This is a genomic window from Streptomyces sp. NPDC017202, from assembly GCF_044331705.1.
GTDB lineage: Bacteria > Actinomycetota > Actinomycetes > Streptomycetales > Streptomycetaceae > Streptomyces.
The window spans coordinates 1-12,344 of the sequence record NZ_JBIRNP010000044.1; the positions used below are offsets into that span (position 1 = coordinate 1).

Genomic DNA, 12,344 nt, shown 5'->3' on the forward strand with positions numbered 1-12,344 from the left:
CCCGCCCGCCCCCCCCCCCCCAGCGCCGACGACCGCCGGGCCCCCCACGATACCCCCCGGGGCGGGCCCCCCCCCCGCGCCCCCCCCCCCCCCGCGCCCCGGCCCCCCCCCCCCGGGGCCCGGGCGCCGCGCCGTTCGGGCGCCCTGAACGGGAGGTGGTTTCCGTGGCAGGGTGGAGCGGGCAAGCCACAGGGGGCCGACAGCAGAGGGGGAGACGTGACCGTCGTCTGGATCAACGGCGCGTTCGGCGCGGGAAAGACGACCGCCGCACGGGAACTGATCGACCTGATCCCGAACAGCACGCTCTTCGACCCCGAGGACGTGGGGGCGGCGCTCACCCACCTGCTGCCGCCCAAACGCCTCGCCGAGGTCGGTGACTTCCAGGACCTGCCGATCTGGCGCCGGCTCGTGATCGACACCGCGGCCGCGCTCCTCGGCGAACTGGGCGGCACCCTCGTCGTCCCCATGACCCTGCTGCGCCAGGAGTACCGTGACGAGATCTTCGGCGGTCTCGCCGCCCGCCGGATCGCCGTCCGGCATGTGCTGCTGACCCCGGCGGAAACGATCCTGCGCGAGCGAATAGCCGGGCGGGACGTCCCGCCCGACCTCCCCGACGGCGAGATACGGGTACGGCAGTGGTCGTACGACCACATCGAGCCGTACCGCGCCGCCCTCGCCGGCTGGCTCACCGCGGACGCCCACCCCGTCGACTCCAGCGACCTCACCCCGTACGAGACCGCCCAGCGCATCGCGGAGGCGGTCGGCAGCGGGGCGGTGGCCGCCTGCGACATCGTGCAGACCCCGGAACCGACCGCCGAGACGCTGGCCGCCGGGGTGCTTCTCTTCGACGAGCGGGACCGGGTGCTGCTCGTCGACCCCACCTACAAGCCCGGCTGGGAGTTCCCCGGCGGTGTCGTGGAGCCCGGCGAGGCGCCCGCGCGCGCGGGCATGCGCGAGGTCGAGGAGGAGACCGGAGTCCGGCTGGCCGACGTACCGCGGCTGCTCGTCGTCGACTGGGAGCGGCCGACGCCTCCCGGATACGGCGGGCTGCGCCTGCTCTTCGACGGCGGCCGGCTCGACTCCGCGGCGGCCGAGGGACTGCTGCTGCCCGGCCCCGAACTGCGGGGCTGGCGCTTCGTCACCGAGGAGGAGGCCGCCGGCCTGCTGCCCCCGGTCCGCTACGAACGGCTGCGCTGGGCCCTGCGGGCGCGGGAGCGGGGCGCCGCGCTCTACCTGGAGGCCGGCGTCCCCCTCGGGTGACCGTCACGCCGCGGCGCGGCGCCCGTTCCGGGTACGGAGCCGGCCGACCCTCCCCACGCCCCGGTGCCGGAGACGGCGGCGCGCAGGGGCCGCTCCCACTCCGCCGGCACCGGTTCCGGGGCCGGGACGTCCCGGCGCAGCACCGCCGCGTCCACGGCGTGCGCCAGGACCTCCGCCCCCGTCGGGGCGGCCGGTTCGGCCGCGCCGCCCGCGTGGTCCTCGTGGAAGTGGGTGAGCACCACACGCCGTACGGCGGCCGGGCCGTGCCCCAGGGCGGTGACCGCGTCGGCGATCGCGCGGCCGGAGCCGGGCGGTCCGGCGTCGACGAGCGTCAACCCGTCGACGTCGTACCGGAGACGGGCCTGGCCGACCGGGAAGCGCGGCAGGCGCAGACGGGGGAGGAGCGCGGCGACGTCCGTGGGACGACCATGGAGAGGGCCCCGCCCGGCGGGCGAGGCCCTCTGCCGAGAGCGGAGCGCGCGGCTCAGCTCGCCGCGTACGTGCGCAGGAACAGGGCCTCCGCCACCGACAGACGCTCCAGCTCCTGCGGCGAGACGCTCTCGTTGACCGCGTGGATCTGGGCCTCCGGCTCGCTCAGGCCGATGAGGAGGATCTCCGCGCTCGGGTACAGCGCCGCGAGGGTGTTGCACAGCGGGATGGAGCCGCCCTGGCCGGCGTAACTCATCTCTTGGCCGGGGTAGGCCACCGCCATCGCCTCGGCCATCGCCGCGTACGCCGGGCTCGTGGTGTCGGCGCTGAACGGCTGGCCCTGGCCGATCTGCTCGGTCCGCACCCGCGCGCCCCACGGCGTGTGGGCCTCCAGGTGGGCCTGGAGCAGCTTCGTCGCCTCGGCCGCGTCGACGCCCGGCGGCACCCGCAGGCTGATCAGCGCCCGGGCGCTCGACTGCACCGACGGGGTGGCTCCGACGACCGGCGGGCAGTCGATGCCGAGGACGGTGACCGCGGGGCGGGCCCAGATGCGGTCGGCGACCGTGCCGGAACCGATCAGTGCGACGCCGTCGAGGACCTTGGCGTCCTTGCGGAACTGCTCCTCGTCGTACTGGAGTCCCTCCCACGCCGGGCCGTCGGCCAGGCCGTCGACGGTCGTCGAGCCGTCCTCGGCGCGCAGCGAGTCCAGTACGCGGATCAGCGCGCCCAGCGCGTCGGGGGCGGCGCCGCCGAACTGGCCGGAGTGCAGGTTGCCCGCGAGGGTGTCGACGCTCACCCGCATCATCGTCATGCCGCGCAGCGTGGAGGTGACGGTGGGCAGACCGACCCGGAAGTTGCCCGCGTCGCCGATCACGATGGTGTCGGCCGCGAGCAGCTCGGGGTGCTCCTCGGCGTACCGCTCCAGGCCACCCGTGCCCTGCTCCTCCGAGCCCTCGACGATCACCTTCACATGGACGGGCACCCCGCCGTTCGCCTTGAGGGCGCGCAGGGCCAGCAGGTGCATGATGAAGCCGCCCTTGCAGTCGGCGGTGCCCCGCCCGTACCAGCGGCCGTCGCGCTCGGTCAGCTCGAAGGGCGGGCTGGCCCAGCCGGTCTCGTCCAGCGGCGGCTGCACGTCGTAGTGCGCGTACAGCAGAACCGTCTTCGCGCCCTCCGGGCCCGGCAGGAGGCCGTACACCGACTGCGTGCCGTCGGGGGTGTCGAGCAGGGCCACGTCCTGGAAGCCCTCGGCGCGCAGGGCGGCGACGATCCAGTTCGCCGCGGCCTCGCTCTCGGTGCGCGGGAACTGGTCGAAGTCCGCCACCGACTTGAAGGCCACCAGTTCGGTGAGCTCCGCCTTCGCCCTGGGCATCAGCGAGGCGACGGTCTCGGCGACCGGATTCGACGACATGGGCACGCTCCTTGTGGGTGCGACGTTGTACCGATGAGTGTTGCCGATCCTCCCACAGCCGACCGCGGCGATCTCGGTCGTAGGATGCGGGGGACAGGTGCGGCAGGCGGCTTGATCGGGAGCAGTAGACCATCGTGAGCAGCGAGAACTCTTCGGCGGACGACGTGCAGCAGGTGTGGGACGTCGTCGTGGTGGGCGCGGGACCCGCGGGGGCTTCGGCCGCCTATGCGGCGGCGGTCGCGGGGCGGCGCGTGCTGTTGCTGGAGAAGGCGGAGCTGCCCCGCTACAAGACGTGCGGCGGCGGCATCATCGGCCCCTCCCGCGATGCCCTCCCACCGGGCTTCGAGCTGCCCTTCCAGGACCGGGTGCACGCGGTGACGTTCTCGAACAACGGACGCTTCACCCGCACCCGCCGTTCCCGGCAGATGCTGTTCGGGCTGATCAACCGGCCCGAGTTCGACCAGCAGCTCGTCGAGCACGCGCAGAAGGCCGGTGCCGAACTGCGCACCGGCGTCACGGTCACCCGCGTCGAACAGCACGGCTCGGCCGTGCCCGACCGGCGTACGGTCGCGGTCGTCCTGCAGGGCGGAGAGGCGGTGCTGGCCCGGGCGGTCGTCGGCGCCGACGGCAGCGCGAGCCGCATAGGGGCACACGTCGGGGTGAAGCTCGACCAGGTGGACCTCGGCCTGGAGGCGGAGATCCCGGTGCCCGAGACGGTCGCCGAGGACTGGAAGGGCCGGGTCCTCATCGACTGGGGCCCGATGCCCGGCAGTTACGGCTGGGTGTTCCCCAAGGGGGACACGCTGACGGTCGGGGTGATCTCCGCGCGCGGCGAGGGCGCCGCCACCAAGCGGTACCTGGAGGACTTCGTCGGGCGGCTCGGCCTCGCCGGCTTCGAACCGAGCATCTCCTCCGGCCATCTGACCCGCTGCCGTGCCGACGACTCGCCGCTCTCGCGCGGCCGGGTGCTGGTGTGCGGCGACGCGGCGGGGCTGCTGGAGCCGTGGACCCGTGAGGGGATCTCCTTCGCGCTGCGCTCGGGCCGGATCGCCGGCGAGTGGGCGGTGCGCATCGCGGAGGCGCACGACGCGGTGGACGCCCGTCGTCAGGCACTCAACTACGCCTTCGCGATCAAGGCGGGGCTCGGCGTGGAGATGAGCGTGGGCAAGCGGATGCTGGCCCTCTTCGAGCGGCGTCCGGGGCTCTTCCACGCGGCCCTGACCGGTGTGCGTCCGGCCTGGCGGGCGTTCACGGACATCACCCGCGGCCGGACGACCCTCGGCGAGCTCGTGCGCTCGCACCCGCTCGCCCAGCGTGCCCTGAACGCGATGGACCGGCGGCAGGCGGCCGCGGGTACGGCCGTGGGTACGGCTGCGGGTGGTGCGGGCACGGGTGGTGCGGGCGCGGCCGAGGAGGCCGGTTCCTGAGGCGTCGTCCGTCGTCCGTCGTTCGCCGGAGCGGTCCGGAGTGCCCGTTCCGTGTGCGTCCGTTCCGTGTGCGTCCGGTCGGCGAGTGTCCGGTCCCGGGGGCGGGGCCGGACGGGGCGGGTCACCGGCTTCCGGTGACCGTGATCCGGAACACCGGGTGGTCGGGGGCGATGCGGCGCAGGTCGGCGTCGGGGGAGTCGGGCCCGACGCCGTCGAAGAAGACGCCGACCTCCGCCTTCCAGCGCTTGAGGTAGGCGCGCAGCAGCGGCACCTTCTCGTCGTCGCCGACCTCGGCCGCGGTGAACTCGTCCACCTTTCCGCCCAGGCGCAGTTCACCGCCGCCGGCCGCGCGCATGTTGTGCGTCCACTGGACGTGACCGCGCGGGGCGACGAGGTACTGGCGCCCGTCCACCGTCAGCAGGTTCACCGGCGTGGTCCGCCACTGACCGCTCTTGCGGCCGCGCACCGCCAGGACCCTGGAGCCCCACACGCTCAGCCCGCGTCGGGTCAGCCAGGCGACGGCCCGGTTGAGGACGTTGACGGTGAACCAGCCGGGCTTCTTGACGTGGGCGGCGGACATGGATGCCTCCTGGAGGATAAGTGTGAGCACTGCTCTCGCTCTGTGGGGGAGTCTGCACCGGATCGGCTCACTTTGGCAAGAGCACCGCTCTCTTTCTGGGTCGGTGTTCTTTTTTCGGTTCACCGCTCTTGATTGTGTGCACTGCTCCCGACCCGTGGAACACTGGTGTCCATGAGCAGCACCACCCGAGGGGCCCGCGCCCGCGCCCGGATCGAGATCACCGCCGCCATCAAGGAGGAGGCCCGTCGCCGGCTCGCCGCCGAAGGAGCCGCCAAGCTGTCCCTGCGGGCCGTCGCCCGCGAACTGGGCATGGTCTCCTCCGCGGTGTACCGCTACTTCCCCAGCCGCGACGACCTGCTCACCGCGCTCATCATCGACGCCTACGACTCCCTCGGCGAGAGCGCGGAGACCGCGCACTCGGCCGTCGCCGACGCCGACCCCGTCCGGCGCTGGGTCGCGGTCTGCGAGGGGGTGCGAGCCTGGGCGCTGGCGCATCCGCACGAGTACGCGCTGATCTACGGCTCCCCGGTGCCCGGCTACAGCGCACCGCAGACGACGGTGCCCGCCGCCGCCCGCGTCGGGCTCCTCCTGATCGGCATCGCCCGGGACGCGGGCCTGGCCGCTCCGCCCGCCGCGCCGCCCCTCCCGGCCGAGTTGCGCGCCGAGGCGGAGCGGCTGACGGCCGACGTCGCGCCCGAGCTCTCCCCGGAGACGGCCACGGCACTGGTGGCGGCCTGGGCCCAGCTGTACGGGCTGGTCGGCTTCGAGGTGTTCGGCCAGTTCAACCGTATCGTCGAGGACCGGGAGCCGTTCTTCCGTCATGCCGTGACGGGGCTGGCCAGGGGAGTGGGGCTGGCGTAGCGCCCGCGGGAGACGGGTGAACGGCCGGCGGCGGCAAGGGTCCGGTCGTGCCGGAAACGGTGGTCCGCGGGGTCGGTCGTACTTCCGTGCTTTCGTACTTCCGTACTCCTCGGGGAGTACGCGCCGTCACCTCGTCCGGCTGACGTCCGTCCCGGCCGGTGGCGTCTAGCGTGGCGGACATGGACGAGCGACGGGCGCGCGGGCACGGCGGACCGGTGCGGTGGTGGCGGTACGGGCCGCCGTGGCCGGGACACCGGGCGGACGGGGAACCGGGCAGCCGGTGGCCCTGGCGGTCGACGGTCCTGCTCACCGCGTTCGTCCTCGTCGGCTCCGGCTTCGCCGCCCACGGGCAACAGGGCGGACGCGCGGCGCTCGACCCGTTCGCACGCGTGCTGCTGGTCGTGGCCGCGGGCCTGCTGCTGTGGCGGCACCGCCGTCCCGTGCCCGTCGTGTTCGGCACGGCCGCCGTCACCGCGGTCTACCTGGGCGCCGGCCACCCGTACGGGCCGGTCCTCCTGACCGTCGCCGTGGCCTGCTTCGCCGCCGTGGTCGCGGGGCACCGCCGGGCCGCCTGGGCGGCCCTGGGCATGCTGTGGGCCCTGCATCTCCTGGTCGCGCACTGGCTGTACCGGTGGCTGCCGCCGTCCGGGGACCGGCCCGCCTCCTTCGCCCAGGAGACCGTCGTCGCCACCTGGGTCGTGGTCGTCGTCGCCGTCTCGGAGCTGGCGCGGGTCCGGCGCGAACAGTGGGCCCGGGAACGGACCGAGCGCGCCCAGGCCGCCCGGAGACGAGCCGACGAGGAGCGGCTGCGCATCGCCCGCGAGCTGCACGACGTTCTCGCCCACAGCCTCTCCGTCATCAACGTGCAGGCGGGCGTGGGCCTCGCCCTCCTCGACTCCGACCCGGAGCAGGCGCGCACCGCGCTCACCACGATCAAGTCCGCCAGCAAGGAGGCGCTCGGCGAGGTGCGGCAGGTGCTCGACACCCTGCGCACCCCCGGCGACGCCCCGCGCGCCCCCGCTCCCGGCCTGGACCGCCTGCCCGAGCTGGTGGAGCAGGCGGCGGGGGCGGGCCTGACCGTCGAGGTGACGGGACGAGCGCCCCGGCTGCCGCCCGGCACCGACCTCGCCGCGTTCCGCATCGTCCAGGAGGCCCTCACCAATGTCGTACGGCACTCGGGTTCCCGGCACGCGCGCGTGCACCTCGAGCAGGCCGGCGGGGTGCTGCGGTTGAGGATCGACGACGACGGACCGGCGGTCGGCACGGACGCCGGCGGCAGCGGCAACGGCCTGGCGGGCATGCGGGAGCGGGCCGCGGCGCTGGGTGGCACGATCGAGGCGGGCCCGAAGGACGACGGCGGCTTCCGGGTGCTCGCCGTCCTGCCGTCGACACCCGGGCCCGAGCGGTGAGCCGCCCGCTGCCGTCCGCCGTCCACCCCGAGGAGGTCCGGTGATCCGGGTACTGCTGGCCGACGACCAGTCACTGGTGAGGGCGGGGTTCCGGGCGCTGCTCGACGCCCAGCCGGACATCGAGGTGGCGGGGGAGGCCGGCGACGGAGAGGAGGCGGTGCGGCTCGTGCGCGAACTGCGGCCGGACGTCGTCCTGATGGACATCCGGATGCCGCGGCTCGACGGACTGGCCGCGACCCGCCGCGTCACCGGCGATCCGGCCCTCGACGACGTCAAGGTGGTCGTGCTCACCACCTTCGAACTCGACGAGTACGTCTTCGAAGCGATCCGCTCCGGCGCCTCCGGCTTCCTCGTCAAGGACACCGAGCCGGCCGAACTCCTGCGTGCCGTGCGGGCGGTGGTGGCGGGGGACGCCCTGCTGTCGCCCGGGGTGACGCGTCGGCTCATCGCGGAGTTCGCCGCCCGCTCCAAGGAGCCCGCGTCCGCCTCCGAGCTGGCCCGGCTCACCGAGCGGGAACGGGAGGTGATGGCGCTCGTCGGGATCGGTCTGACCAACGAGGAGATCGCCCGCCGCCTGGTGGTCAGCCCGCTCACCGCGAAGACCCACGTCAGCCGCACCATGGTGAAACTGGGAGCCCGCGACCGGGCCCAACTGGTCGTGCTGGCCTACGAGTCGGGGCTGGTCAGACCGGGCTGGCTGGGCTGATCGCCACGACGTTCGATCTCGCCGTCGCCGTCGCCGTCGCCGTCGCCGTCGCCGTCGCCGTCGCCATGGCTGTGGCTGTGGCCGGACGTTGCGTCGGTGCGGGCGGCCGTGGCTTCCGCGCGGAACCGGATCAGCACGCTCACCACCCGGACCAGGAACACCACGGGGGCGACCGCGAGTCCCGCCCGGAGGAGCACCTTCTCCGAGAGGTCCGGGAGTTCGAACAGCAGCGCCGGCCCGGCGACCGCCCCGAACAGCACGGCCGCCGCGAAGGCCGCGCTGAACAGCGCGTACCCGATCTCGACGGTGATCGCGTCCCGTTCCGCCTGCGTGCGGCGTCCCCCGTGGCCGGTCATACCGGCAGTCTCACAGGCGTGCGCCCGGCGGGCAACCGGCCCGCGGGGCGCACGCGGAGGCGTCCCCCGTGCCCTCCCGTCCCGTCGCCGCGCGCCCCGTGGGCGTCGACGGGAGGATGACGACAGGACCTGGTGCCTCCCGTCCGGATCAGGCCGGGCTCGCGGGCCCCGGCGCCGGGGCCCGTCCCCCGATCCGGCCCGATCCGGACGAAAGACCCTAGTCGCGGACCGGAACCCGCTCCGCGACCGCCTCCTCCACGGTGGACCTGGCGATCACGACCGACCCGCGGGAACGGCGGGTGCGCAGGCCGGGCAGGGTGATCAGGAGGCCGAGGGCGGCGACGCCCGTCACCACCATCAGGCCGGGGCGGTAGCTGTCCAGCACGGCCTGCGGAGTGGGGTCCGCCGGGGCGCCCGCGGTCACCACGGCCGTGACCACGGCGAGGAAGATCGCGCCGCCCACCTGCACCGACGTGTTCAGCAGGCCGGAGACCATGCCCTGCTCGTGGTCCGCCACGCCGTTCGTCGCCTGGATGTTGAGCGAGGGGAAGACCAGCGCGCAGGCCGCGCCGATCAGCAGCATGCTGGGCAGGATGACGGCGGCGTAGACCGGGGCGAGGTCGACGCGCAGGAACAGGGCGTAACCGACGACCATCAGGGCGAAGCCCGTCACGATCAGCCGCGGTGTGCCGAACCGGTCCACGACCGAGCCGACCTTCGTCGAGGACAGCGCCACCAGCGCACCGGCCGGCAGGAAGGCCAGCGCGGTGTGCAGCGCCGACCAGCCCAGCAGGGTCTGCATGTACAGCGTCGCCAGGAACTGGAAGCCCACGTAGGAGCCGAAGAAGGCCATCGCCCCGAGCTGGGCGCGGACCTGGCTGCCCGAGCGCAGCACGCCGAGCCGGATCAGCGGGCCGGGCGAGCGCCGTTCGACCAGGACGAAGACGGTCAGCAGCACGGCGGCGGCCAGGAAGGACAGCAGGGTGCGGACGGAGGTCCAGCCCGCCTCGGGGGCCTGGACGACGGTGAAGACCAGCAGCAGCATCGACGCGGTGCCCAGGACGGCGCCGGGGACGTCGTAGCCGTTGTGCCCCTGTTCGCGCGCGCTGCGCGGCAGCAGCTTCGCGCCGATGACCAGGGCGACCAGGGCGATCGGCGCGGGCAGCAGCATGGTGAGGCGCCAACTGGCCTCGGTGAGCAGGCCGGAGAGGACCAGGCCCATGGAGAATCCGGTGGCGGCGCAGGTGGTGTAGATGGAGAGCGCGCGGTTGCGCAGCGGGCCCTCCGGGAACGTCGTGGTGATGATCGACAGGCCCGCCGGGGCGGTGAAGGCGGCGCTCAGGCCCTTGATGAACCGGCTGGCGATCAGCAGCGGACCCGAGTCGACGAGGCCGCCGAGCAGGGAGGCGAGCGCGAAGACGCCGAGGGCGACGAGGAAGACCTGGCGGCGGCCGAGCAGGTCCGCCGTGCGGCCGCCGAGGAGGAGCAGGCCGCCGTAGCCCAGGATGTAGCCGCTGACGATCCATTGCAGGGTCGAGGTGGTCAGTCCCAGGTCGGAACCGATGGACGGCAGGGCGACGCCGACCATCGACACGTCCAGCGCGTCCAGGAACATCGCGGCGCAGAGCACCAGCAGGGTGCCCCACAGCCGTGGGGTCCAGCGTCCCTCGGACACCGGGGAGGGGAGCGGAGAGGTCATGCCGCAGACATTACATGCGCATGCATCGAATGCAAGCGCATTTAATTCCGATGCAATAAATCCGGTTCTCTGCTACGGTGCCGCCATGGCGGCGGACAAGGTCGAACAGGCGCTCGTGCAGCAGTGGCGGGAGATGCTCGCGCTGCACGCCCGCACGCAGTGCGAACTCGACCGCGCCCTGCACGGACACGGCCTGTGCGGCAGCGACTTCGAGGTGCTCGACGTGCTCGCGGGAACCACCCCGGCCGGCGCGTGCAGCTTCCGCGTCCAGGAGATCGCCGAGCAGGTCCATCTGAGCCAGAGCGCGCTGTCCCGGCTGATCGCCCGGCTGGAGAGGGACGGTCTCGTCGAGCGCGCCATGTGTCCCGAGGACCGCCGGGGCGTCCGGGTGGCACTCACCGAGAAGGGACGCTCGTTGCACGGTGAGGTGCTCCCCGTGCAACGCTCGGTCCTCACCCGCATGCTGACGGGCTGACGGCCGTCAGCTCCGGGTCACCGCCGACCTCTCCCGTCCCGACGGCGAGACGGCGAGGCGGTGACGGCGAGACGGCGACGGCGACATCGGCGGATACGACGCCGAACCGGCCTGCCCGGCCCACCGGTTCGGTGCGGTGGCGCCTCAGAAGACGCCCTGGCCCGGGACCAGGATCCGCCGCGGGTCGTACCTCCGCTTCGCGGCCTCGAGCGCCGGCCAGGCCGGCCCGAAGTGGGTCCGCCAGTCCGCGCGGGTGAACGGGACGCTGCCGACGGGGTACTGAGTGCCGCCGGCCGCGAGCGCGGTCTCGTAGGCGGAACGATTCGCCGCCAGCCGGCGGTCGACGGCGGCGGTGTCGTCGGGCGGGGTCGCGCTCAGGATGTCGAAGAGGTACGACACCGGCTCGTCCGAGGTGCGCAGCAGCGGGGTGGTGAGCCGCTCGCGCAGCAGGGGGTAGAACAGCACGACGCCGGGGCCCAGGTCGCCCGGGGTGAGCGCGTCCAGCAGCGGCGCGCTGACGGCGGCGGCGGACGTGCCGGGCACCATGAGGTTCAGCCACGGGTGCGCGTACGTCCAGAAGCCGGCTTCCTTCAGCATGGCGACGAAGGGTGCCAGCCGGTCGAGGAAGTCGTAGTAGGGGCGGTCCTCGTACTGAACGCCGGAGGGCGTGTGGCGCAGACCGCGCAGCAGCGTCGCGTCGTCCGGGGCGGGGCCGACCGGCGGGCCGTAGGCCACCGCCTCCAGGGTGTAGGCCCGGAAGGCGCCGCCGGCGTCCGCGGCGACCTGGCCCTCGACGTAGTCGAAGCGGCCCTCCTGGACGAGGAGGCGCTGGTCGTCGAGGAAGGTCTCCAGGTCGTCGTAGGCGAGGTGGTAGTGGCGCACGGTCGCGGGCGCGGGCACCAGGCGGAGCGTGGCCTCGACGATGATCCCGCACTGGCCGAGGCCGGCCAGGACGGCGTGGAAGAGGTCGGGGCGGCGGGTCGGGGAGCAGCGGACCGGCTCGCCCGCGCCGGTGACGACCCGCAGCTCGGTGACGTTGTCGACCTGGGCGCCGTGCCGGTGGGCCTGGCCGCCGAGGCCGCCCACGGCCAGGGTGCCGCCGACGGAGAGCTCGATGTAGTCGGTGAAGACGGGCGGCGTGAGCCCGTGCGCGAGGGTGGCCCTGGCCACCTCGCTCCAGCGGGCGCCCGCGCCCACCGTCACGGTGGTGCTGTCCGGCCCCACGGGGCCGATGCCCGCGAGCGTCGCGGTCTCGACGACCAGGCCGCCCGGCACCTGTGCCTGCCCGAACGACGCGTGCCCCTGGCCGCGCGGCGCGACCGGCACGCGGTGCTCGTCGCAGAAACGGACCATGGCGGCGACGTCACGGACCGAGCCCGGTCGCAGGACGGCCGCCGGGCGGTGGTGCACGATGTGCCCGTAGTCGTCCGACGCGGCGTCGAGCGAGGCGTCGTCCCTGGTCAGCGCCCCGTCCAGGCGGGGGATCCCGGCAAGTCGCCCATCGGTCCCCGAGGCGTCCGCGGCCCAGCCGCGGGCGGCGGGATCGAAGCCGGCCACCGCCGCTCCGGTGACGGTGAGCCCGCGCAGAACGGTACGTCTGGAAGGTGTGCGGGGCATGCGCACTTCCACCTCTCCCTCAACACCGTTGCGTTAGCGCTGTGAGCGGCTGTTGAGGCCGTGTTCGAAGAATGCGACGGTGGTGTGGACGGTGTAGTTCTGGGCCTTCTGGGG

At 73.9% G+C, this 12,344-nt stretch carries 12 protein-coding genes; 6 read left to right on the top strand and 6 right to left on the bottom strand.

Features of this window, described 5'->3' with window-relative positions; all coding sequences use genetic code 11:
* Positions 1 to 216: 216 nt before the first annotated feature.
* The gene (locus ACH4N1_RS34815) at positions 217 to 1,260 is read left to right on the top strand and encodes an NUDIX domain-containing protein (protein ID WP_398104512.1); all 1,044 of its coding nucleotides are present in this window, start codon (positions 217 to 219) and stop codon (positions 1,258 to 1,260) included.
* On the opposite strand, the gene ACH4N1_RS34820 is transcribed toward ACH4N1_RS34815, so the two are convergent.
* A complete protein-coding gene (locus tag ACH4N1_RS34820) occupies positions 1,230 to 1,595 on the bottom strand; it encodes an MBL fold metallo-hydrolase (RefSeq protein WP_398104514.1) in 366 nt (121 codons plus the stop codon). The genes ACH4N1_RS34815 and ACH4N1_RS34820 overlap by 31 nt on opposite strands.
* Before the next feature lie 149 nt (positions 1,596 to 1,744).
* A complete protein-coding gene (locus ACH4N1_RS34825) occupies positions 1,745 to 3,100 on the bottom strand; it encodes a dipeptidase (protein WP_398104516.1) in 1,356 nt (451 codons plus the stop codon).
* Between the two features lie 134 nt (positions 3,101 to 3,234).
* On the opposite strand from ACH4N1_RS34825, the gene ACH4N1_RS34830 reads away from it, so the two are divergent.
* Positions 3,235 to 4,527 (top strand): geranylgeranyl reductase family protein, encoded by a 1,293-nt coding sequence (locus tag ACH4N1_RS34830; protein WP_398104518.1) that lies wholly within the window; start codon positions 3,235 to 3,237, stop codon positions 4,525 to 4,527.
* 121 nt (positions 4,528 to 4,648) lie between these two features.
* Here the strand turns inward: ACH4N1_RS34830 and ACH4N1_RS34835 are convergent, their stop codons facing one another.
* Entirely contained in the window at positions 4,649 to 5,107 is a 459-nt protein-coding gene (locus ACH4N1_RS34835) for a nitroreductase family deazaflavin-dependent oxidoreductase (RefSeq protein WP_382786819.1), read from the bottom strand.
* Between the two features lie 171 nt (positions 5,108 to 5,278).
* Between ACH4N1_RS34835 and ACH4N1_RS34840 the strand changes: the two genes are divergently transcribed.
* The 3 genes from ACH4N1_RS34840 to ACH4N1_RS34850 all read left to right on the top strand — a co-directional run bounded on the left by ACH4N1_RS34840 (position 5,279) and on the right by ACH4N1_RS34850 (position 8,083).
* Entirely contained in the window at positions 5,279 to 5,968 is a 690-nt protein-coding gene (locus ACH4N1_RS34840) for a TetR/AcrR family transcriptional regulator (RefSeq protein ID WP_398104520.1), read from the top strand.
* Positions 5,969 to 6,147: 179 nt separating this feature from the next.
* A complete protein-coding gene (locus ACH4N1_RS34845) occupies positions 6,148 to 7,377 on the top strand; it encodes a sensor histidine kinase (protein ID WP_398104522.1) in 1,230 nt (409 codons plus the stop codon).
* 40 nt (positions 7,378 to 7,417) lie between these two features.
* A complete protein-coding gene (locus tag ACH4N1_RS34850; RefSeq protein ID WP_398104524.1) occupies positions 7,418 to 8,083 on the top strand; it encodes a response regulator in 666 nt (221 codons plus the stop codon).
* Here the strand turns inward: ACH4N1_RS34850 and ACH4N1_RS34855 are convergent.
* Both ACH4N1_RS34855 and ACH4N1_RS34860 read right to left on the bottom strand, forming a co-directional pair.
* The gene (locus ACH4N1_RS34855) at positions 8,044 to 8,439 is read right to left on the bottom strand and encodes a DUF6332 family protein (RefSeq protein WP_398104526.1); all 396 of its coding nucleotides are present in this window, start codon (positions 8,437 to 8,439) and stop codon (positions 8,044 to 8,046) included. The genes ACH4N1_RS34850 and ACH4N1_RS34855 overlap by 40 nt on opposite strands.
* 217 nt (positions 8,440 to 8,656) lie before the next feature.
* Complete coding sequence (locus tag ACH4N1_RS34860) at positions 8,657 to 10,138, bottom strand: MFS transporter (RefSeq protein ID WP_398104528.1); 1,482 nt, start codon at positions 10,136 to 10,138, stop codon at positions 8,657 to 8,659.
* 85 nt (positions 10,139 to 10,223) lie between these two features.
* Between ACH4N1_RS34860 and ACH4N1_RS34865 the strand changes: the two genes are divergently transcribed.
* The gene (locus ACH4N1_RS34865) at positions 10,224 to 10,613 is read left to right on the top strand and encodes a MarR family winged helix-turn-helix transcriptional regulator (protein ID WP_398104530.1); all 390 of its coding nucleotides are present in this window, start codon (positions 10,224 to 10,226) and stop codon (positions 10,611 to 10,613) included.
* 144 nt (positions 10,614 to 10,757) lie between these two features.
* Here ACH4N1_RS34865 and ACH4N1_RS34870 read toward each other — a convergent pair whose 3' ends face one another.
* The gene (locus tag ACH4N1_RS34870) at positions 10,758 to 12,230 is read right to left on the bottom strand and encodes an FAD-binding protein (protein WP_398104532.1); all 1,473 of its coding nucleotides are present in this window, start codon (positions 12,228 to 12,230) and stop codon (positions 10,758 to 10,760) included.
* Positions 12,231 to 12,344: the final 114 nt, after the last annotated feature.